Raw genomic sequence first — 20,915 nt, forward strand, 5'->3', positions numbered from 1 at the left:
CATGGCCGAGGTGTCCGCGCCGACCGGGTTCGCTCCGGCCGTGCTCGCGCCAGACGTCTGGCGCGAGCGCGAAGCACGCCACATCGCGCGCGCGGACACGCTCACGGCGGAGCACCGTGCGAGGGCCGCACGGGGAGAGAAGCACCCGGTCTGGGACTTCCTCTTCACGTACTACTCGTACAAGCCTTCCGTGCTGCGGCGCTGGCACCCCGGTGCCGGCGTCGCTCTCGCGGACGCCGGCGAACGGACGGGATGGCGCGGCTACCGCGCCGGCGACGAGCCCGGATCGGCCGTGGTCGACACGGAGGGTCTCGAGGGCGCGCGCCCGCACCTGCACGGGCTCATCGACGCCATCCTGCGACGCACGGCGTCGCGCCCTGCGCAGTTCGGCTGCTTCGGCCTTCACGAGTGGGCGATGGTGTACCGGCAGGGCACGCACCGCCATCCGCAGCCCCTGCGTCTCGGCCAGGAGGGCACCGACGCCGTGGTCGAGGCGCACGAGCTGCGCTGCACGCACTTCGACGCCTTCCGGTTCTTCACGCCCGACGCCGTGCCGCGCAATCGCCGGGCGCTGTCGCGCGACGAGCAGGTCGCGCACGAGCAGCCCGGCTGCCTGCACGCGGGCATGGACGTCTACAAGTGGGCGATCAAGCTCGGCCCGCTCGTCCCCGGCGAGCTGCTGCTCGACGCGTTCGAGCTGGCCCGCGACATCCGACTGCTCGACATGCAGGCCTCGCCGTACGACCTGCGGGACCACGGCTTCGACCCCGTCGCGATCGAGACGCCGGAAGGCAAGGCCGAGTACGTACGCCGCCAGCGGGTGTTCGCCGAGCGCGGCGACGCCCTGCGCCGCGCCATCCTCACCGCATGGCAGGGCGAGAGCGACCGCTGAGACGGGTCACTCCGCGGGGAGGAACGAGCGGCCGTCGCCGGCCAGCTGCAGGCGCAGCGCCACGACGCGCTCCGCCGCCTCGACGAGTCGGGCCTCGTCGAGGGTGCCGGCCTCGACGGCCGCGGCGATGCCCGCGGCCATGTCGGGCGCCGTCGTCGACGACGAGCTCGCGACCGTCAGCACGAGGTCGGCGCCGGCGGAGATCGCGGCCACGGCGTTCGCCACCGGGTCCTGGTAGGCCGGGTCGCGGCTCTGCACGAGCATGCCGAGGTCGTCGGTCACCGCGACGCCCTGGAAGCCGAGGTCCTCGCGGAGGATGCGGTACCACTGCGGCGAGAGCGATGCGGGCAGCGGATCGACGGCCGTGTACGCGAGATGGCCGGTCATGACCAGGGGCGCTCCCGCCGACACGCCGGCCGCGAACGGGCGGGCGTCGCGCGACTCCCACTGCGTGAGCGTCAGCCCGGTCTGCGGGATGGTGTAATGCGAGTCCTCGACGACGGCGCCGTGGCCGGGGAAGTGCTTGAGCGCCGACAGCACGTACGGCTCCTCCGCCGTCACGGCCGCGGCGACGCGCGAGGTCGCGTCGCTCGGCGTCTCGCCCAGCACGCGTCGCCAGATGAACGAGCGGGTGTCGCTCGTGACGTCGGCGACGACGCCGAAGTTCACGCCGATTCCTGCGCGCGCGACGAGTGCGCCGCGCACGGCGAACGCCTCCTCCGTGGCGCCGGGCGACTCGTCGCGCAGCGCCGACGCGGCGTCGGCGCGATCCCAGTAGAGGCGCGACACCGACCCGCCCTCCTGGTCGACCGCGATGAGGGGAGGCAGCGCGGGATCGACGACCATGGCGTCGGTCAGCTCGCGCACCTGCTCCTCCCATCCGACGTTCGCGCCCATGAGCAGGAACCCTCCGAGCGACGCGTCGGCGAGGTACGCGCGCACCGTCTCGGCGTCGCGCGAGGCGATATGGCCCATGACGACCGTGCCCGCGCGCTGCGCGGGGGTCATCGCCGCGACGATCGCCGCCGCGCGCTCCGCGTAGGCGTCGGCCTCCGCCGCCTGCACGCGCACCGTCGGCTCGGCCGGCGCCGTCGCTCCCGGGCCGGCCGTCGCGGCGGCGCTCGGCGTCGGAGTGGGAGTCGGCGCGTCGGTTGCGGCGACGGCGGGCGACGCGAGCAGCGCCGAGGCGCCCACGACGGCGACGGCCGCACCCCTCAGGATCAGGCGCCCGCCCCTCGTCCGCCGCGTGCTCCCCATGCTTCCCATGCTAGGCGGGCGCCCGGTGATGTTTCCGTCTTGTGAAGAGCGCGCCGCGTCGCGTTCCGGGTGCCGGGGCTGTGAGATCCCTGTGCGAGGATTCTCGGGTCAGCGCCGACGACTGCTCGGCGCACCCGTTCTCTCGCACATCGAGAAAGAGGAAGCACCATGACGACTGTCCACAGCGGCGCACGACGCCGCGCCTGGATCGCGCTCGCGGCGCCCGCCGCGTTCGTTCTCGCGCTCTCCGGCTGCGCGGCGGGAGACGGCGGCTCGAGCGGCGGAGGCGGCGGCGGAGACGACGCCTTCATCCTCGTCGGCACGACCGACAAGGTCACGACGCTCGACCCGGCCGGCTCCTACGACAACGGATCCCTCGCCGTGCAGACGCAGGTGTTCCCGTACCTCGTGAACACCGCTCCGAACAGCACGGAGGTCGTCCCGGACCTCGCCGAGTCCGCGGAGTTCACCTCCCCGACCGAGTACACCGTCACCCTGCCCGAGGGCCTCACCTTCGCCAACGGCAACGAGCTCACCTCGAGCGACGTGAAGTTCTCCTTCGACCGCCAGGTCGCGATCGCCGACCCCAACGGCGCCTCCTCGCTGCTCTACAACCTCGAGTCGGTCGAGGCACCCGACGACCTGACCGTCGTGTTCCACCTCGCCACCGAGAACGACCAGGTGTTCCCGTTCATCCTGACGAGCTTCCCGGGTGCGATCGTCGACGAGGAGTCGTTCGCGGCGGACGCGCTGACACCCGACGACGACATCGTCGCGGCGAACGCCTTCGCCGGTCCGTACGCCATCACGGAGTACCAGTTCAACGAGATCATCGAGTTCACGCCGAACGACGCGTACCAGGGCCTCGTCGAGGCTCCCGCCAACGACGGCATCATCCTGAACTACTACGCCGAGTCGTCGAACCTCAAGCTCGCCGTGCAGCAGGGCGACGTCGACGTGGCATACCGCAGCCTCTCCCCCGCCGACGTGTCCGACCTCTCCGGCGACGACGCGCTGACGGTGCACGAGGGCCCGGGCGGCGAGATCCGCTACATCGTGTTCAACTTCGACACGCAGCCGTACGGGGCGGCGACCGAGGAGCCGGACGAGGCGAAGGCGCTCGCGGTGCGGCAGGCGGTCGCGTCGCTCATCGACCGCGACGAGCTGAGCGAGCAGGTGTACAACGGCACCTACACACCGCTGTACTCCTACGTCCCCGAGGGCTTCGCCGGCGCCACGGAGGTCCTCAAGGACCTGTACGGCGACGGGGCGGGCGCACCCGACGCGGCCGCGGCCGCCGAGTACCTCGAGGCCGCCGGCGTCGAGACGCCCGTCGCGCTCAGCCTCCAGTACAGCCCCGACCACTACGGCCCGAACTCGGGCGACGAGTACGCGCTCATCGAGCAGCAGCTGGAAGCCGACGGCCTCTTCGACGTAACCCTCAACTCCACGGAGTGGACGCAGTACTCCGAGGACCGCGTCGCCGACGTGTACCCGGCGTACCAGCTCGGATGGTTCCCCGACTACTCCGACGCCGACAACTACCTCACGCCGTTCTTCCTCACGGAGAACTTCCTCGTGAACCACTACGAGAACGCGGAGGTCAACGACCTCATCCTCCAGCAGGCCGTGACGCCCGATGCCGCCGAGCGCACCGCGCTCATCGAGCAGATCCAGGCGCTCGTCGCCGAGGACCTCTCGACGGTGCCCTATCTCCAGGGCGCGCAGACGCTCGTCAGCGCCTCCGACATCCAGGGCGTCGTCCTCGACGCCTCGTTCAAGCTGCGCTTCGCACCCCTGACGCGCTGACCTCGCGGAGGGGCGGCCCGGACGATCTCCTGGCCGCCCCTCCACCGTGATGGAGACCCTCCTGTGACCGCAGATACCGCCCTCGTCGACCCGCCGGCGCCGACCGCGTCGCTCGTGCGACGCGCTCGCGGCGGCAGCACGCTCTGGCGTTACGTGCTCATCCGCTTCCTGCTCATCTTCCCGACCGTGCTCATCCTCGTGACGACCGTCTTCGTGCTCATGCGCGCGACGGGCGATCCGATCACGGCGGCGCTCGGCGGCCAGCTCACGCCAACGCAGCTGGCAGAGCGCATCGAGGCAGCGGGCTACGACCGGCCGCTCGCCGTGCAGTACCTCGAGTACCTCGGCCGGATCGCCGTCGGCGACTTCGGCACGACCCTCGACAACCAGCGCGTCGTCGACGTCCTGCTCCGCTACGGGGGAGCCACGCTCGAGCTCGCGGTCTACGCGCTCCTCGTCGCCTTCGCCGTCGGCATCCCGCTCGGGATGATCGCCGCGGCCGTGCGCGACCGCTGGGGCGACGCCGTGCTGCGCGTCTTCGCCATCCTCTGCTACGCGACGCCCGTCTTCTTCGCCGGCATCGTGCTCAAGCTCGTCTTCTCGGTGTGGCTCGGCGTGCTCCCCACCTCGGGCCGCGCGTCGCCGCGCGTGGAGATCGCGCTGAACCGGATCGACGGGGCGACCGGCGTCTACACGATCGACGCCATCCGCACGGGCAACCCCGCCTACATCGCGGATGTCCTCTCGCACGCCGTGCTCCCCGGCCTCGCTCTCGGGCTGCTCACGGCCGGCGTCTTCCTGCGTCTCGTCCGCACGAACGTCATCGGCACGCTGTCGATGCCGTACATCGACGCGGCGCGCTCGCGCGGAATCCGGGAGACGCGCCTCGTCGCGACGCACGCGTACCGCCCCGCCCTCATCCCGATCATCACCGTGATCGGACTGCAGATCGCGATGCTGCTCGGCGGCGCGGTCCTCACCGAGACGACCTTCGAGTGGACGGGCCTCGGGTTCCAGCTGTCCGAGTTCCTCAAGGCCCGCGACTTCGTGGCGGTGCAGGGCATCGTCGCCCTGCTCGCCGTCATCGTGGCGGTGTCGAACTTCGTCGTCGACATCATCGCGGCGTTCATCGATCCGAGGGTGAGGTACTGACATGGCGGGCTCCCTGCTCTCCCGGCTCCCGATCGTCCGCTCGTACCGGCAGGCGGTCGGCCTGCAGCGCGGCATGCTCGCCGTGGGCCTCGTCATCTGCGCGGTCTTCGTCCTCGCCGCCGTCCTCGCGCCCGTCCTCGCACCGTACGGGTTCGCGCAGCTCGCGGACGACGACGGCACGTTCGGCGCGCGCCGGGCGCCGAGCCCGGAGCACCTGCTCGGCACGACGGCCGGCGGGTTCGACGTGCTCTCGCGCGTCATCTGGGGCAGCCAGACGGCCCTCGTCGCGATCGTCGTGTCCGTCGCGATGTCGATCGTCGTCGGCGTGCTCCTCGGCGTCGTGTCGGGGTACCTCGGCGGATGGCTCGACCGCGTCCTCGTCGTCGTGTGCGATGCGATCTACGCGTTCCCCTCGCTCCTCCTCGCGATCGTCGCCGCGATCGTCATCTCGGGAGGGCAGTCGAGCCTCGTGGGCGGCGTCATGGCGGCCGCGATCTCCATCACGGTGGTCTTCATCCCGCAGTACTTCCGCGTCGTCCGCGCGGAGACCGTGCGGATCAAGTCGGAGGCGTTCGTGGAGTCGGCGAAGGTGGTCGGCGCGTCCACGTGGCGCATCATGATCCGCCACGTGCTGCGCAACGCGACCCGCACCCTCCCACTCATCTTCACGCTCAACGCATCGGAGGCGATCCTCACGCTCGCGGGCCTCGGCTTCCTCGGCTTCGGCATCCAGCCGACCGCCGCAGCGGAGTGGGGCTACGACCTCAACCGGTCGATCGAGGACGTCACGAGCGGCATCTGGTGGACGTCGATCTTCCCCGGCGTCGCCATCGTGCTCGTCGTCCTCGGCATCACCCTCGTCGGCGAGAGCCTCAACGACCTCGCCGATCCGCGCCTGCGCACGCGGCGCGCACCCCGCAGACGGCCCGCCAGGGCGCAGGAGGCGACGGCATGACCGCGCACGACATCGCCGTGGACATCCGCGGCCTCGACGTCACGTTCGCCACCGACGGCGGCGACGTGCACGCCGTCCACGCCGTCGACCTCGACGTCCGCGCCGGCGAGGTGCTCGCCGTGGTGGGCGAGTCGGGCAGCGGCAAGACCGTCACGGCGCGCGCCGTGCTGGGCCTCCTCCCGGAGACGGCGCGCGTCGACGGCGCCGTCATCCTGTCGGGGACCGATGTCGTCACGGCCTCGGCGGAGCGGCTGCGGGCCCTCCGCGGCCCCGAGGCGGCCATGATCTTCCAGGAGCCGATGACGGCGCTCAACCCCGTCTTCACGGTCGGATGGCAGATCGCGGAGGGCATCCGCGCGCACGAGCGCCTGCCGGCCAGGGAGGCGAGGCGGCGCGCCGTCGACATCCTGCGCAAGGTCGGCATCCCCGATCCCGAGCGTCGTGTCGACGACTATCCGCACCAGTTCTCCGGGGGCCAGAAGCAGCGCATCGTCATCGCGCAGGCGCTCGTCCTGGGGGCACGCGTGCTCGTCGCGGACGAGCCGACCACGGCGCTCGACGTGACGGTGCAGGCGGAGATCCTCGACCTGCTGCGCCGCGCGAGGGACGAGTTCGGCACGGCGATCGTGCTCATCACGCACAACATGGGCGTGGTCGCCGATCTCGCCGACCGCGTCGCCGTCATGTACCGCGGCGACATCGTGGAGACGGCACCGGCGACCGAGCTGTTCGCCGCGCCGGGGCACCCGTACACCCGGAGCCTGCTCGCGGCCGTCCCGCGGCTCGCCCTCCCCGACCGCCGCTACGAGGGGGAAGGCGGCGCGGAGCCCGTCGTGCGCGCGGAGGGCCTCGAGATCGAGTACGCCGGCCGCTTCTCACGCGGCGGGTTCCGTGCCGTGGACGGCGTCACCTTCGACATCCGACCGGGTGAGGTCGTGGGCCTCGTCGGCGAGTCGGGATCGGGCAAGACGACGATCGGGCGGGCGATGGCCGGGCTCGCGCCCGTCACGGGCGGGTCTCTCCGCGTGCTCGGGGCGGAGCTGAACGGCATCCGCGAGCGGGACTTCCGGCCGCGTCGGCGCGACATCGGGTTCGTCTTCCAGGATCCGGCCTCGAGCTTCAACCCGCTCCTCACGATCGGCGCGTGCGTCGCGGAGCCGCTGCTCGTGCACGGCGTCTCCGCCGCCGAGGCCGACGACCGCGTCGGCGACCTGCTCGAGGCCGTGCACCTTCCTCGGGAGTTCGCGCGGCGGTTCCCGCATGAGCTGTCGGGCGGCCAGCGGCAGAGGGCGAGCCTCGCTCGCGCCCTCGTGCTCGAGCCGAAGCTCGTGATCGCGGACGAGCCGACGAGCGCCCTCGACGTCTCGGTTCAGGCGCGTGTCCTGGAGCTCTTCACGGAGCTGCAGGAGCGGTTCGGATTCGCCGCGCTGTTCATCACGCACGACCTCGCGGTCGTCGATCTGCTGGCTCACCGCGTCGTCGTGCTCCACAGGGGGCGCATCGCGGAGCAGGGTCCGACGGCGCAGGTCCTCGGCGATCCGCAGGATCCGTACACGCGCCGCCTCATCGCGTCGCTGCCGGTTCCCGACCCCGTGCTGCAGGCGGAGCGCCGCGCCCTCTGGGAGCGCGAGACGCGCGGCTGACGCCCGACGCGTCCGGTCCGCGAGGACCGGGCGCGTCACCCGCCGATGGCGTTCATCCCCCGTGCGGGCTGCAGGAACGAGGGATCGTCGATCGCATGCCCCGGCAGCTTGCGGATGATGCAGCCGCGGAGCATGGCGTCGAGCGCCTCGCGCTCGACGTGCTCCTCGTGCCCGGCACGCAGGATCGGCAGCAGATCGAACTCCGTGGTGGAGAAGAGGCAGTTGCGCAGCTGGCCGTCGGCCGTGAGACGGAGACGGTCGCACGCGCCGCAGAACGGCGCCGTCACCGACGCGATGACGCCGACCGTGTGCGGGCCCCCGTCGAGGGTCCAGGTCTCCGCCGGCGCACCGCCCCGTCCCGGCACGGGCGCGAGCCGCCACCGCGACGACAGGCGCTCGAGGATCTCCTCGCGCGTCACCATCCGCTCGCGCGACCAGGTGTGCCCGGCGTCGAGCGGCATCTGCTCGATGAACCGCATCTGCGCGCCGTGGCCGACCGCGAACGCCACGAGGTCGACGAGCTCGTCCTCGTTGACGTCGCGCATGGCGACGGCGTTGAGCTTGAGCGGGGTGAGAGGCGACGCGGCGGCTGCCGCGATGCCCGCGAGCACGTCGTCGAGACGGTCGCGCCGCGTGAGCGAGCGGAAGCGCTCCCGGTCGAGCGTGTCGATCGAGATGTTGAGTCGATGCAGCCCCGCATCGACGAGCGCCGGCAGGAACTCGGGCAGACGGATGCCGTTCGTCGTCATGGCGACCTGCACCGGGCCGTCCGGGCCCCGCAGGCGCGCGAGACGCGCCACGACCTCCACGATGTCCGACCGCAGCAGCGGCTCGCCGCCCGTGAGGCGGAACGTCGTGACGCCCGCCGCCGCCGCGACAGCGGCGACCCTCTCGACCTCGTCGAGGGAGAGGATGCTCGTGCGCGCGAGCCACTCGTTGCCCTGCTCGGGCATGCAGTACGTGCAGCGCAGCGAGCAGCGGTCGGTGAGGGAGATGCGCAGATCGCGGTGGACGCGCCCGTGCGTGTCGACGAGGGCGGGTGCGGTGCGCATGCGTCCAGCGTAGGCCGCAGACGACCGTGCGGGATCCGCGCGGCCCTACCCTGGGGTCATGCCGTTCCCGCCCCTCGTCTCGCCCATGCCCGCGCTCGATCCCGGCGAGGCGGTCCGCACGGCACGCCACCGTGCGCTCGCCGCAGTGGGAGACGAGGGACAGCGGCGCCTCGCCGCCGCGCACGTCGCCGTCGTCGGCGCGGGCGGGCTCGGCTCCCCCGCCGTGCTCGCGCTCGCCGCAGCCGGCGTGGGCACGCTCACCGTGATCGACGACGACGTCGTCGAGCTGTCGAACCTGCAGCGCCAGATCCTGCACGGCGTCGGCGACGTCGGGGAGCCGAAGGTCGACAGCGCCGTGCGCGCGGCCGCCGCGCTCGCACCGGCCGTGCGCGTCGTCCCGGTGCGGAGTCGTCTCGACGCGCACAACGCCGCGACGCTGCTCGCGCACGCCGACGTCGTGCTCGACGGCTCGGACCTGTTCGAGACGCGGATGGCGGTCGCCGATGCGACCGAGGCGGCGGGCATCCCGCTGGTATGGGGCACGGTGCAGGAGACGGCCGCACAGGTCACCGTGTTCTGGTCGCGCCCGCCCGCGGGGTCGGAGCCCGTCGTGCTCGCCGACCTCTTCCCTCCTGACCGGGTCGGCGATCCGCCCAGCTGCGCCCAGGTCGGGGTGCTCGGCACCCTCTGCCTCCAGATCGGCGCCCTCATGGCGACGCAGGCCGTCGCCCTCATCGCCGGCATCGGGGAGCCGCTGCTGGGGCGCGTGCTCCTCGTCGACGCCCTCACGGCACGCCACCGCGAGGTGCCCCTGCGCGGGCAGGCGGGCGCGCCTCCGAGAGACGCGGCTCCGACCGCCGTACCGTCGCCTCCGCCCGCCTCGACGGTCGGCGAGCTGACGGCGGCGCAGGCGCGCACCGCGCTCGCCGCCGCCCGTCCTCCCGCCGTGCTCGATGTGCGCGAGGAGGAGGAGCTCGCGAGCGGCACGCTGCCTGGCGCCGTGCACATCCCCCTCGGCCGCGTCCTCGCGGATCCCGCAGGCGCGGCGCGCGCGGTCGGAGGCGGCGACGTCGTCGTGGTCTGCCAGGCGGGCGTCCGCGCACGCCGCGCGGCCGACGCTCTCGCGCCGTTCGCGCATCCCGTCGTGCTGGCAGGCGGGTTCGCCGGGTGGTCGACGGAGACGCGCGGATGAGCCTGCGCACCGTCGACGCGCACCTGGACGTCGTTCTCGGCGCCGTGCGCCCGCTCGTACCGGAGCGCGTCGCGCTCGCCGCCGCGGAGGGCCTCACGCTCGCGGAGCCCCTGCGCGCGCTCGTCGACGTGCCCGCGTTCGACAACTCCGCCATGGACGGCTTCGCCGTGCGGTTCGACGACGTCGCCGCGGCGCCCGTCCCGCTGCGCGTCGTCGCCGACGTGCCGGCCGGGAGCGGCGCCGACCCCGTCCTCGCCCCCGGCGAGGCGGCGCGCATCATGACGGGCGCGCCCGTTCCGACATCCGCCGACGTCGTCGTGCCGTTCGAGGACACGGCGGGCGGGCTGCGCGACTCCCTCGGGGGCATCGAGGTGCTGCGCCCGCCGCGCGCCGCAGGAGCGCACATCCGCCGGCGCGGCGAGGACGTGCGCGCGGGCGACGAGGTGCTCCCCGCCGGTTCGCCGCTGACGGCGTTCGCCCTCTCCGCCGCCGCGGCCACGGGCCACGGCGGCGACGTCCTCGTGCGACCGCGGCCGCGCGTCCTCATCGTCTCGACCGGCTCCGAGCTGGTCGCTCCCGGCGACGCGCTCTCGCGAGGGCGGATCCCCGAGTCCAACTCCGTCCTGCTCGCCGGGCTCGTCCGCGAGGCGGGTGCCGTACCCGCGCGCGTCTCCCCCGTCGACGACGACCCCGCCGCGCTCCTGCGCGTGCTCGCCGAGGCGGAGGACGTCGACGTCGTCCTGACCTCGGGCGGCGTGAGCGCGGGCGCCTACGAGCCCGTCAAGCAGGCGCTCGCCGGGCGCATCGAGTTCGTCGGCGTCGCGATGCAGCCGGGCAAGCCGCAGGCGTTCGGACGCCTCGATGACGGCCCGCTCGTCTTCGGGCTGCCGGGCAATCCCGTCAGCGTGGCGGTGTCGTTCGAGGCGTTCGTCCGCCCCGCCCTCCTCGCACTCCAGGGGCGCACCGCGCTCTTCCGCCCGGTCCTGCGGCTGCCGGCGGCGAGCGGATGGCGCACCCCGCCAGGTCGCACGCAGTACCTCCCGTCCGTGGTCGACCGGCGCGATCCGGGCGCCTGGTCCGTGCGGCCCGCGACGGCCGGCGGCTCCGGCTCGCACCTCGCGGGAGGGCTCGCGAGGGCGGAGGCGTTCGCGGTGGTGCCCGCGGAGGTCGACGCCGTCGCGGCCGGCGACCCTGTCGATGTCATGCTGGTGTCATGACCTCCCCCGCCTTCACCCACCTCGACGGCGCAGGGCATGCGCGCATGGTCGACGTCACGGCGAAGCAGCCCACCGTGCGCGCGGCGACGGCGCGCGCATCCGTGCGCTGCGCCCCCGCCACGGTCGCCGCGCTCCGCGACGGCGCCGTCCCGAAGGGCGACGTGCTCGCGGTCGCGCGCATCGCCGGAATCCAGGCCGCCAAGCGCTGCGCGGAGCTGCTGCCGCTCGCCCACGTCATCGGCGTGCACGGCGCGACCGTCGATCTCGCCGTCGTCGAGGGCGGCGTCGACATCGAGGCGACCATCCGCACGGCCGACCGCACGGGCGTCGAGATGGAGGCGCTCACGGCCGTGACGGTCGCGGCCCTCGCCGTCGTGGACATGATCAAGGGCGTCGACCGCTCCGCCGTCATCGCCGACGCGCGCATCGTCGCCAAGGAGGGCGGGCGATCCGGCTCGTGGACCCGCGAGGACGAGACGTGATCACCGTGAGGTACTTCGCCGCGGCGGAGGAGGCGGCCGGCCGCGCCGAGGAGCCCCGCGACGAGCCGACGCTCGACGCGCTGCGCTCGGCTCTCGTCGCCGCGCACCCCGCGCTCGGGTCGATCCTGCCGCGCTGCGCGCTGCTGCTCGACGGGGCGCGACGCGACGACGACGCGCCCTTGGCGGGAGTCGCCTTCGTCGACGTGCTGCCGCCCTTCGCTGGCGGCTGAGGTCAGCCTCCCAGGCCCTTCCACGCCGTCGTGCCGTCGGCTTCGACCTGGCGCTTCCAGACGGGCAGCTCGCGCTTGATGTCCTCGATGATCTGACGGCATGCCGCGAACGCGCCGTCGCGGTGAGCCGACGACACGGCGATGACCACGGCCGCGTCCCCCACCGCGAGCCGGCCGATCCGGTGGCTCACGGCGACGACGGCATCGTGCGCGGACGCGGCGCGCGCGGCGAGGTCGTGCAGCGTCCGCTCCGCGTCGGGATGCGCGGAGTACTCGAGGGCGACGACGGCGCCCGCGGCATCGGGGTCGTGATCGCGCACGCGTCCCACGAAGCTCGTCTCCGCACCCGCCGCGGCGTCGTCGACGAGCGCCAGGTGCTCGTCGAGCGCGATCCCCGTGTCCGAGATGCGCGCGAGCGCGACCCGCGCCGTCACGCGTGATCTCCGCCCACGAGCTGGTCGACGACGTGCCGCGCGACCGCGAGCACGACGGGCATCCCCTCGTCGACGGCCTTCGGGGAGCCCGGGAGGTTCACGACGAGCGCCTCGGCCGTCACCCCCGCGACGCCTCGCGACAGCACGCCGGCTGGCGTTGCGACGGCGCCGACGCGCCGCAGCTCCTCCGCGATGCCGGGGACCTCCCGCTCGATCACGCGCCGCGTGCCCTCGGGCGTGCGGTCCCGCGGGCCGACGCCGGTGCCGCCCGAGGTGATGACGAGCCGTGCACCCGAACCGACGGCGTCGCGGAGCGCCGATGCGACGGAGTCCTCGCCGTCGGGCACGATCCTCGCATCGTCGCACGGCCATCCCGCCCTCCGGAGGGCCGCGACAGCGACCGGGCCGGACGCGTCGTCGCGGACGCCCGCCGCGGCACGGTCGCTCACGGTGATGACGGCGGCGCGCGGCGCCGCGGGGATCTCGCTGCTCACACCGAGAGCCTACGGCCGGCGCTCGGCGGCGACGCCCGCGTTACGCTCGGAGGATGGCCTCCGCGACACCGGGCACCGCCCGCGCCCAGTTGGAGGCCCTCGCGCACGACGACGGCTTCCTCGGCCCCTGGGCCGCGGAGCGCCCCGCCATGATGGCCGGCGCGACCAGGGCCGCCGGGGTGCTCGTGCTGTTCGGCGTCCTCGACGACCTGCCAGCCGACCGGGCGGGGACGGCCGTCTCCTCCGAGCTCGACGTGCTCCTGCTGGCCCGTGCGACGACCCTTCGTGCGCACGCGGGCCAGATCGCCTTCCCCGGCGGACGAGTGGAGCCGCGCGACGCCGACACGGTCGCTGCGGCCCTGCGCGAGGCCCGTGAGGAGACGGGCCTCGAGCCGTCGGGTGTCGATGTGCTCGGCACGCTGCGCGAGATCCCCGTTCCCGTCTCGGGCCACCTGGTCACCCCCGTCCTCGCCTGGTGGCGGCGCCCGACCCCGGTGCGCGCCGTCGACGCGGCGGAGTCGGCCGCCGTCTTCCGCGCGCCCGTCGCCGACCTCCTCGACCCGGCGCACCGGCGCACCTCCGTCACCCGTCGGGGCGGTGCCGAATGGCGTGGGCCGGCCTTCGTGCTGGCCGATCCGGCCTCGGGCGCCGAGCGCGTCGTCTGGGGGTTCACGGCCGGGGTCCTCGACGCCGTGTTCGACGCCGTGGGATGGGCGGAGCCCTGGGATCGATCCCGGACGATCGACGTGCCGGCGTGAGGAGCCGATGCGACGGGCGGGCGCCGCGATCCGCGAGGATGGAGGGGTGACTGCCCCTCTCGGACTCCTCCTCGACGTCGACGGCCCGCTCGCGAGCACCGTGACCCGCACGCTGCGACTGCCCTCCATCGCCGCCGACCTCGTCGCGATCGCGCACGGCGGCTGCCCCGTCGTGTTCAACACGGGCCGATCGGCCGCGTTCCTCGTGGAACGCGTGCTTCCCGAGCTCGCCGCGGCCGGACTGCACGCGGACGCGCCCGTCTGGGGCGTCGGCGAGAAGGGCGCCACGTGGTTCGCGCTGGAGGGCGAGCCGCCCCACGCCGGCCCTGTGTCGGCCGACCTCGCGCTCCGCCCGCCGCAGGACCTCGTCGACGGCGTGCGCGAGCTCGCCGGCGGCCTCTCGCACCTGATGTTCTGGGACGACACGAAGGAGACGATGATCTCCGTCGAGCAGAACGTCGACGTCGCGAGCGCGGACTACCTCGCCGCCCAGCCGGCCTTCGTCGACGACTGCGCCGCCCTCATCCGCACCCTCGGTCTCGCCGACTCCTTCCACATCGTCCCCACGATCATCTCCGTCGACATCGAGCACGTCACGGCGGGCAAGGCGCTCGGCGCCGCGCGCGCTCTCGCGCTCGTCGCCGAGCGGATGGCCCCGCCCACGCGCTGGTTCACGGCGGGCGACTCCCCCAGCGACTACGACATGGCGTCGTGGCTCGCGGCGCACGGCGACGACGTCGTGCACCTCGACGTGCGGCCGTCGGGCGAGGTGCCCGACGTGCCGTTCCCCGTGCTCCGCGAACGCCCCACGGACGCCGTCGCCGAGGACGATCTCACGGCAGGGCATCTGGCGCGCCTGCGGGCGGAGCTCGTCGGCTGAGGCCCGCCTAGCCTGGAAGGGGAGGTCCCGGATGGGCGCACGACGAGAAGACGACGATCCGCGGGTGGCCGCCGCGCAGTACCGGATCGACCGCATCCGCGCGGACGTGCGCGACGCGGCCGAGGCGATGGCGGCCGCGTCGACGGGGGCAGATGCGGCACGGGACGAGCCGCGCGCGGCGGATCCGACGGGAGACGCCGGCTCGTACACCGCGAGCGACCGGGCGGCGTACGTCGAGCAGGTGATCCGCGCCGCCATCCGCCGCGGCGAGTTCGACGACCTGCCGGGAGCGGGCAAGCCCATCCCGGGACTCGGCACGTCGCACGACCCCGACTGGTGGATCCGTCGGAAGATCGAGCGGGAGGGGCTCACGGGGCTCGGCCCGCCCGCACTGCAGCTCCGCGTCGAGCACGCGGCGCTCGCCGGCACGCTCGACGCGCTCGCCCGCGAGGACGACGTGCGCTCGCATCTGGAGGACTTCAACCGGCGCGTGCGCGATGCCCGGCTGCAGCTCCTCGGCGGGCCGCCCGTCGTGACCCCCACGGCCGACGTCGACGCCGAGATCGCCGCATGGGCGGCGCGGAGAGCCGCCCGCGACGCGGCGCGCGGACGCCCCTCCGCCGAGACGGCGCCCCGACCCCGCCGGCTGTTCGGCCGCGCGCGGCGGACGCCGCCGCTCCCGTAGCATCGGGACGATGAGCCCGCACGACCCCCGCATCGCCCGACGCGTCCCCGAGGCGCTCGACGAGCACCAGCGCCGCGAGCGCAATCCCGAGTACCGCGTCGACGTCGAGCGCATCCGCTTCTCGCCGTACTACTCGCGGCTGTCCGCCGTGACGCAGGTCATCGCGCAGACCGGTGCCGGGCTCGCCGTGCACAACCGGCTCACGCACTCGGTCAAGGTCGCGGCCGTCGCCCGCGGCGTCGCCGTGCAGCTCGCGAACGACGAGGGCGACAGGGGGCGCGTCGTCGCGGAACTCGGCGGATGCGACCCCGTCGTCGTCCAGGCGGCCGCCGCCGCCCACGACCTCGGCCATCCGCCGTTCGGCCACCTCGGCGAGCAGACGCTCGACCGGCTCGCGAAGGACCGCTTCGGCCTCCGCGACGGGTTCGAGGGCAATGCGCAGACGTTCCGCATCCTGACGCGCCTCGACGAGTACGACAGGGCAGGCTCCGGACTCAACCTGACCGCGGCCGTGCGCGCGGCCGTGCTGAAGTACCCGTGGCTGCGCGCGGAGGGCGACGCGTGGTTCGACCGCGACGTCGCGCCGCGCGGAATCACGCCGGCGACGATCGGCCAGGGCGCCTACAAGTTCTCGGCCTTCGCCCTCGATGCGCGGGAGATGGCCGACGCGCGCGCCGCGTACCCGGCGATCGCGCCTCTGCAGCAGACGGTCGAGTGCTCGGTGATGGACATCGCCGACGACATCGCGTACTCGCTGCACGACCTCGACGACTTCTACCGCGCCGGGCTGCTCAACCAGTCCACGATCTCGGCCGAGTTCCGAGCCTGGCGTCGCGACCGGCTCGTACTCCACGCCGCGGCGCGCGGCGACCTCTCGCTCTCGTCCCGCGCTCCCGGCCGATCCCTCGAGCTGCTCTGGCGGCGCCTCGCGGCGAAGGACCCGTGGATCGCCGACGAGGACGCGTTCGCGGAGGCCGTCGGCCGCGTCAACGACGAGGTCATCGACGGTCTGCTCGCCGTCCCCTTCGACGGGTCGATGGCGACCGAGCGCACGCTGTCGCAGTTCACCGCCGCCTGGATCGCGCGCCTGCAGCACTCCGTGTCGGTCGACGCCGAGCCGTCGCTGCGCTCGGGGCACGTGAGCCTCGACCGCCGCGCCTGGCACGAGGTGGCGGTGCTGAAGTTCCTGCACCAGCGGTTCATCCTCGAGCGCCCCGACCTCGCGGTGTACCAACGCGGGCAGGCGAACGTGCTCGAGCGCCTCGTCGACGGGTTCGCGGCCTGGCTCGACGACCCGCACGACGTGCGGAGGGCGCCGCGCCGGCTGCTCGACCTCGTCGATCTCGCCGCCGAGGACTACGCGCGCCTGCGCCGTGAGAGCCCCGAGCTGCTCGACGCCGAGGGCGGACCCGAGCTGCGGCGTCGGGCGACGGGCCGCGGCATCGTGGACTACGTCGCGTCGCTCACCGACGCGCAGGCCATGCACATCGACGCGCTCATCAACGGCTCGCCGGAGCGCCTGTGGGATGCCGGCCAGGGCCTCTGAGCACGCGCGCGACCCGGTCAGCGACCGCCGCGGCCGCGGCACCCGCGGCGTACCAGAGCAGATCGGTCGCGACGAACGTCGTGCCGAGCACGAGCACGGAGGGCGGGAACGCCCTGGCCGCAAGTGCCGGCAGCGGGGTGAACTGGAGCAGCTCGACGGCGGCGCACCACGCGAACGCGACCGCCGCGACCACCACGGCCCGTGCGCGCGGGGCGGCGAGCGCCGCGAGCAGGTAGGCGAGCACGGCGTAGAGCACGTCGCCCGCGGCATCCGCCACGACGCCTTCGGGGGCGAGGCGGTGCACGGCGAGCCCCGCGACGACGACGGCGACGGCCGCGCCGGCGAGGGCGGCCCGCCTCATCGGGCCAGCGCGTCCGCGATGGGCGTGGACCCGCTGCCGAAGGCGATCGTGCGGCGGGAGGTGCGGGGGTCGGCGAGCACGGCCGCCGCGACGGCGGCGACGTCGGCGCGCGACACGCGCCCCTCGCCCGGGTCCGCCGTCTCGATGAGTCCGGTCGGCGCCTCGAGCGTGAGCGGGCCCGGCTGCAGGATCGTGCACGCGAGCCCGGTCTCGCGCAGGTGGGCGTCGGCGGCGCTCTTCGCCTCCGCGTAGGCGTGGAAGGAGCTGTCCGCCGGCACGCCGTGGTCGGGGCCGGCCCCGAGATACGACACCATGACGTACCGGTCCACGCCGGCCCGCGCCGCCGCGTCCATCGTGCGGATGGCCGCATCGCGGTCGACGGCCGTCGTGCGGCGCGCATCGCCGCCGCCCGCTCCCGCCGACCACACGACGGCGTCCTGTCCGCGGAGGGCCTCGGCGAGGGCGTCGACGTCCGCGTGCTCGACGTCGAGCACGAGCGGCACCGCCCCTGACGCGTCGACGTCCGCCGCCTGGGCGGGATCGCGGATGACCGACGTCACCTCGTCGCCTCGTGCGGCGAGGAGAGGGGCGAGGAGCAGGGCGACCTTGCCGTGGCCGCCGACGATGAGGATGCGGGACATGCCGTCAGCCTAGGCGGGCCCGGCGGCGGCAGGGCCGGAGACCACGATCCGCTCCGCTCCCGCGTACGCGTTCATGGTCGCCCCGCGGAGGAAGCCGACCAGGGTGATCCCCCTGTCGGCGGCGAGCTCGACGGCGAGCGACGAGGGCGCCGAGACCGCCGCGAGCGCGGGGATCCCGGCCATCGCGGCCTTCTGGACGAGCTCGAAGCTCGCGCGTCCCGAGACCGCGAGGACATGGCCCGCCAGCGGCAGCAGCCCGCGCGCCGCCGCCCATCCCACGACCTTGTCGACGGCGTTGTGGCGCCCGACGTCCTCGCGCACGACGACGATGTCGCCGGTCCCGACCTCCACGAGCGCGGCCGCGTGCAGTCCGCCGGTCTGCGCGAAGACGTCCTGACGCGCGCGGAGGCGGTCGGGGATGCCGGCGAGGAGCGCGGCGGGGATGCGCACGGGGTCGGCGGCGACGTCGAACGGAGCCCGCGCCTGCACCTGGGCGATCGACGCCGTTCCGCAGACCCCGCATGCGCTCGTCGTCGGGAACGCCCGCACGAGCGGGGCGACGTCGACGGCGTGGGCCAGGGAGAGGTCGAGGACGTTGTACGTGTTCTCCTCGCCGCCCGTCCCCGGGCCGCCGCAGTGGATGGCCGCGCGCACGTCGTCCGCACGGCGCACGACGCCCTCGGAGACGAGGAACCCGGTCGCGAGCTCGACGTCGTGGCCCGGCGTGCGCATCGTGACCGTGAGGGCCGCTCCACCGATCCGGATCTCGAGGGGCTCCTCGACGGCGAGGGCATCGGGTCTCCGCGACGAGGCGGGGCCGTCGGGCCCGTCCATGCGGATGCGCACGACCGGTCGCCGCGCCGTGATCCTGCCCACGGGGTCAGTCCCGTCGCCGCAGGCGCACGACGACGGCCTTCGACGTCGGCGTCCCGCTCGTGTCCGCGACGGAGTCGAGGGGGACGAGCACGTTGGTCTCCGGATAGTACGCGGCCGCGTTCCCGCGCGGCGTGTCGTAGGCGACGATCCGGAACGCCGGCGCCGTCCGCTCCTCGAGGCCGCCCGGCCCCTCCCACTCCGACACGAGGTCGACGATGTCGTCCTCGGCGAACCCGAGAGCGCGGATGTCGTCCGCGTGGACGAGCACCACGCGACGACCGTCGTGGATGCCGCGATAGCGGTCGTCCTTGCCGTAGATCGTCGTGTTGTACTGGTCGTGGGACCGCAGCGTCTGCAGCAGCAGCCGGCCGGCGGGGATGCGCGGATACTCGAGAGCGTTGACGGTGAACATCGCCCGTCCCGTCGCGGTGTCGAAGCGCCGGGCGTCGCGCGGGCCGTTCGGGAGGAAGAACGTCCGTCCCTTCTCGAGGAGCCGCTCGTCGGCGTCGAAGCCTGGCACGACGCGGGAGATGTGCGCGCGCACCCGCCCGTAGTCCTCCGCGAACGCGCTCCAGTCCGCGCGGGGAGCCCCCGCCCGCCCGGCGAACACGCGTTCGGCGATCCGCGCCACGATCGCGACCTCGCTGAGGAGGCCGGCGTCGGGAGGGGCGAGGCGTCCGCGAGATGCGTGCACTGCTCCCATCGAGTCCTCGACCGTGACGCGCTGGTCTCCCTTCCCGCTCCGATCCCGGTCGGTGCGGCCGAGGGTGGGCAGGATGACGGCACGGCGCCCGTGCACGACGTGCGAGCGGTTGAGCTTCGTCGAGACGTGCACGGTGAGGTCGACCGACGCCATCGCGGCCTCCACGACGGCGGTGTCCGGCGTCGCGGACACGAAGTTCCCTCCCATCGCGAAGAACGTCCGCACGGCGCCGCGGCGCATCGCACGGATGGCCGCGACGACGTCGTAGCCGTGCGCACGCGGCGCCGTGAACGAGAACTCCTCGTCGAGCGCGGCGAGGAACGATTCCGACGGGCGCTCGAAGATGCCCATCGTGCGGTCGCCCTGCACGTTCGAGTGACCGCGGACGGGGCAGACCCCCGCCCCCGCGCGGCCGATGTTGCCCTGCAGGAGCAGCACGTTCACGACGTCGCGCAGCGTCGCGACCGAGTGCTTGTGCTGCGTCAGCCCCATCGCCCAGCACACGATCGCGCTCCGCGCCGAGCGGAAGCGCTCGGCCGTCTCGCGGATGCGCGACTCCGTGAGGCCCGTCGCGGCCTCGAGCTGCGGCCATCCCGTGGCGGCGAGCGCGTCGCGGTATGCCGCGAAGCCCGCGGTGTGCGCGTCGACGAACGCGCGGTCGACGACGCCGCCTTCTGCCTCCTCGACCTCGAGCAGGTGCTTGCCGATGCCCTGGAAGAGCGCCTGGTCGCCGCCGAGCCGGATCTGCAGGAAGTCGTCGGCGATGGGCGTGCCGCCGAGCAGCGCGCCGCGCACCGTCTGCGGGTTGCGGAAGCGCAGGAGGCCCGCCTCCGGGAGCGGGTTGACGGCGACGATCACGGCGCCGCGCTGCTTCGCCTTCTCGAGCGCCGACAGCATGCGCGGGTGGTTGGTGCCCGGGTTCTGGCCCGCGACGACGACGAGGTCGGCCTCGTGCACGTCGTCGATCGACACGGTGCCCTTGCCGATGCCGATCGTCTCGGTGAGCGCGGAGCCGCTCGACTCGTGGCACATGTTCGAGCAGTCGGGGAGGTTGTTCGTGCCGAGCCCCCGGACGAGCAGCTGATAGGCGAAGGCCGCCTCGTTCGAGGTGCGTCCCGATGTGTAGAACACCGCCTCGTCGGGGTCGTCGAGCCCCCGGAGAGCGTCCGCCACGATGCCCAGAGACTCGTCCCACGACGCTTCGCGGTAGTGCGAGGCGCCCTCGTCGAGCACCATCGGGTGCGTGAGGCGGCCCTGCTGCCCGAGCCAGTAGTCGTCGTGCGACCGGAGCTCCGCGACGGAGTGCCGGGCGAAGAAGCCCGGGCCGACGCGGCGCAGCGTCGCCTCCTCGGCGACCGCCTTCGCACCGTTCTCGCAGAACTCCGCGACGTGCCGGCGGTCCTCCTCCGGCCATGCGCAGCCGGGGCAGTCGAACCCGTCCTTCTGGTTGACGCGCAGGAGCGTCCGCGCCGTGCGCGCGGCTCCCATCTGGTCGACGGAGATGCGCAGGGCGTGGACGACCGCGGGGATCCCCACCGCGGCCGTCGCGCGCTCCTCGACGCGGAGCTCCGATTCGTCGATGTCGTCGCGCGGTGCCTTCGTCGCCATGGCCCCAGGCTACGTGGCCTTCGTCGGAGGGCGATGGTTTCGCACTGT

General features: G+C 73.9%; 21 protein-coding genes. 13 read left to right on the plus strand and 8 right to left on the minus strand.

The genetic code is table 11. The features are described 5' to 3' along the window. The first annotated feature begins 1 nt into the window (after position 1). Positions 2 to 892 carry a 3-methyladenine DNA glycosylase gene (locus ABD998_RS02845; RefSeq protein ID WP_345435721.1) on the plus strand — a complete coding sequence of 297 codons (891 nt, stop codon included), beginning with the start codon at positions 2 to 4 and terminating at the stop codon, positions 890 to 892. Positions 893 to 898: 6 nt separating this feature from the next. On the opposite strand, the gene ABD998_RS02850 is transcribed toward ABD998_RS02845, so the two are convergent. After that, a complete protein-coding gene (locus ABD998_RS02850; RefSeq protein ID WP_345435723.1) occupies positions 899 to 2,149 on the minus strand; it encodes a glycoside hydrolase family 3 N-terminal domain-containing protein in 1,251 nt (416 codons plus the stop codon). A 168-nt stretch (positions 2,150 to 2,317) separates the two neighbouring features. Here ABD998_RS02850 and ABD998_RS02855 point away from each other — a divergent pair, with 168 nt between their 5' ends. The 4 genes from ABD998_RS02855 to ABD998_RS02870 all read left to right on the plus strand — a co-directional run bounded on the left by ABD998_RS02855 (position 2,318) and on the right by ABD998_RS02870 (position 7,708). After that, entirely contained in the window at positions 2,318 to 3,958 is a 1,641-nt protein-coding gene (locus ABD998_RS02855) for an ABC transporter substrate-binding protein (protein ID WP_345435725.1), read from the plus strand. A gap of 63 nt (positions 3,959 to 4,021) precedes the next feature. After that, positions 4,022 to 5,110 (plus strand): ABC transporter permease, encoded by a 1,089-nt coding sequence (locus ABD998_RS02860; protein ID WP_345435727.1) that lies wholly within the window; start codon positions 4,022 to 4,024, stop codon positions 5,108 to 5,110. A 1-nt stretch (position 5,111) separates the two neighbouring features. Next, positions 5,112 to 6,065 carry an ABC transporter permease gene (locus tag ABD998_RS02865; protein WP_345435729.1) on the plus strand — a complete coding sequence of 318 codons (954 nt, stop codon included), beginning with the start codon at positions 5,112 to 5,114 and terminating at the stop codon, positions 6,063 to 6,065. Further along, the gene (locus tag ABD998_RS02870; RefSeq protein WP_345435731.1) at positions 6,062 to 7,708 is read left to right on the plus strand and encodes an ABC transporter ATP-binding protein; all 1,647 of its coding nucleotides are present in this window, start codon (positions 6,062 to 6,064) and stop codon (positions 7,706 to 7,708) included. Before ABD998_RS02865 ends, ABD998_RS02870 begins: the two co-directional genes overlap by 4 nt. Positions 7,709 to 7,743: 35 nt before the next feature. Here ABD998_RS02870 and moaA read toward each other — a convergent pair whose 3' ends face one another. Continuing rightward, complete coding sequence (gene moaA, locus ABD998_RS02875; RefSeq protein WP_345435733.1) at positions 7,744 to 8,760, minus strand: GTP 3',8-cyclase MoaA; 1,017 nt, start codon at positions 8,758 to 8,760, stop codon at positions 7,744 to 7,746. A gap of 58 nt (positions 8,761 to 8,818) precedes the next feature. On the opposite strand from moaA, the gene ABD998_RS02880 reads away from it, so the two are divergent. Genes ABD998_RS02880 through ABD998_RS02895 form a run of 4 tightly spaced genes read left to right on the plus strand, consistent with a single transcriptional unit; the run spans position 8,819 to position 11,881 of the window. Beyond that, on the plus strand, positions 8,819 to 9,952 hold the full coding sequence (locus tag ABD998_RS02880) for a ThiF family adenylyltransferase (protein ID WP_345435735.1): 1,134 nt from the start codon (positions 8,819 to 8,821) through the stop codon (positions 9,950 to 9,952). Beyond that, positions 9,949 to 11,169 (plus strand): molybdopterin molybdotransferase MoeA, encoded by a 1,221-nt coding sequence (locus ABD998_RS02885; protein ID WP_345435737.1) that lies wholly within the window; start codon positions 9,949 to 9,951, stop codon positions 11,167 to 11,169. The genes ABD998_RS02880 and ABD998_RS02885 overlap by 4 nt, the downstream gene beginning before the upstream one ends. Next, positions 11,166 to 11,651: a cyclic pyranopterin monophosphate synthase MoaC gene (gene moaC, locus ABD998_RS02890; protein WP_345435739.1), complete on the plus strand. Its 486-nt coding sequence runs from the start codon at positions 11,166 to 11,168 to the stop codon at positions 11,649 to 11,651. Before ABD998_RS02885 ends, moaC begins: the two co-directional genes overlap by 4 nt. After that, on the plus strand, positions 11,648 to 11,881 hold the full coding sequence (locus tag ABD998_RS02895; RefSeq protein ID WP_345435741.1) for a MoaD/ThiS family protein: 234 nt from the start codon (positions 11,648 to 11,650) through the stop codon (positions 11,879 to 11,881). Before moaC ends, ABD998_RS02895 begins: the two co-directional genes overlap by 4 nt. A gap of 2 nt (positions 11,882 to 11,883) precedes the next feature. Here ABD998_RS02895 and ABD998_RS02900 read toward each other — a convergent pair whose 3' ends face one another. Both ABD998_RS02900 and ABD998_RS02905 read right to left on the minus strand, forming a co-directional pair. After that, a complete protein-coding gene (locus ABD998_RS02900) occupies positions 11,884 to 12,315 on the minus strand; it encodes a molybdenum cofactor biosynthesis protein MoaE (RefSeq protein WP_345435743.1) in 432 nt (143 codons plus the stop codon). Next, entirely contained in the window at positions 12,312 to 12,809 is a 498-nt protein-coding gene (locus ABD998_RS02905; protein WP_345435745.1) for a MogA/MoaB family molybdenum cofactor biosynthesis protein, read from the minus strand. The genes ABD998_RS02900 and ABD998_RS02905 overlap by 4 nt, the downstream gene beginning before the upstream one ends. Positions 12,810 to 12,862: 53 nt before the next feature. Between ABD998_RS02905 and ABD998_RS02910 the strand changes: the two genes are divergently transcribed. The 4 genes from ABD998_RS02910 to dgt are packed head-to-tail and all read left to right on the plus strand — an operon-like array spanning position 12,863 to position 16,678. Continuing rightward, the gene (locus tag ABD998_RS02910) at positions 12,863 to 13,567 is read left to right on the plus strand and encodes an NUDIX hydrolase (RefSeq protein WP_345435748.1); all 705 of its coding nucleotides are present in this window, start codon (positions 12,863 to 12,865) and stop codon (positions 13,565 to 13,567) included. Positions 13,568 to 13,613: 46 nt separating this feature from the next. Beyond that, positions 13,614 to 14,447 carry a hypothetical protein gene (locus ABD998_RS02915; RefSeq protein WP_345435750.1) on the plus strand — a complete coding sequence of 278 codons (834 nt, stop codon included), beginning with the start codon at positions 13,614 to 13,616 and terminating at the stop codon, positions 14,445 to 14,447. Between the two features lie 31 nt (positions 14,448 to 14,478). Beyond that, positions 14,479 to 15,132, plus strand: a complete 654-nt coding sequence (locus ABD998_RS02920; RefSeq protein ID WP_345435752.1) for a DnaJ family domain-containing protein — start codon at positions 14,479 to 14,481, stop codon at positions 15,130 to 15,132. A 10-nt stretch (positions 15,133 to 15,142) separates the two neighbouring features. After that, positions 15,143 to 16,678, plus strand: coding sequence for a dGTP triphosphohydrolase (gene dgt, locus ABD998_RS02925; protein ID WP_345435754.1), 1,536 nt, complete (start codon positions 15,143 to 15,145; stop codon positions 16,676 to 16,678). On the opposite strand, the gene ABD998_RS02930 is transcribed toward dgt, so the two are convergent. The 4 genes from ABD998_RS02930 to ABD998_RS02945 are packed head-to-tail and all read right to left on the minus strand — an operon-like array spanning position 16,632 to position 20,867. Beyond that, positions 16,632 to 17,039, minus strand: coding sequence for a DUF2809 domain-containing protein (locus ABD998_RS02930; protein ID WP_345435756.1), 408 nt, complete (start codon positions 17,037 to 17,039; stop codon positions 16,632 to 16,634). The genes dgt and ABD998_RS02930 overlap by 47 nt on opposite strands. Then, positions 17,036 to 17,680 (minus strand): NAD(P)H-binding protein, encoded by a 645-nt coding sequence (locus ABD998_RS02935; protein WP_345435758.1) that lies wholly within the window; start codon positions 17,678 to 17,680, stop codon positions 17,036 to 17,038. Before ABD998_RS02935 ends, ABD998_RS02930 begins: the two co-directional genes overlap by 4 nt. Before the next feature lie 9 nt (positions 17,681 to 17,689). Further along, complete coding sequence (gene fdhD, locus ABD998_RS02940) at positions 17,690 to 18,556, minus strand: formate dehydrogenase accessory sulfurtransferase FdhD (protein ID WP_345435760.1); 867 nt, start codon at positions 18,554 to 18,556, stop codon at positions 17,690 to 17,692. Positions 18,557 to 18,560: 4 nt separating this feature from the next. After that, positions 18,561 to 20,867 (minus strand): FdhF/YdeP family oxidoreductase, encoded by a 2,307-nt coding sequence (locus ABD998_RS02945; RefSeq protein ID WP_345435762.1) that lies wholly within the window; start codon positions 20,865 to 20,867, stop codon positions 18,561 to 18,563. Positions 20,868 to 20,915 lie beyond the last annotated feature (48 nt).

Origin of the sequence: Microbacterium gilvum, assembly GCF_039543865.1 — a bacterium.
GTDB lineage: Bacteria > Actinomycetota > Actinomycetes > Actinomycetales > Microbacteriaceae > Microbacterium > Microbacterium gilvum.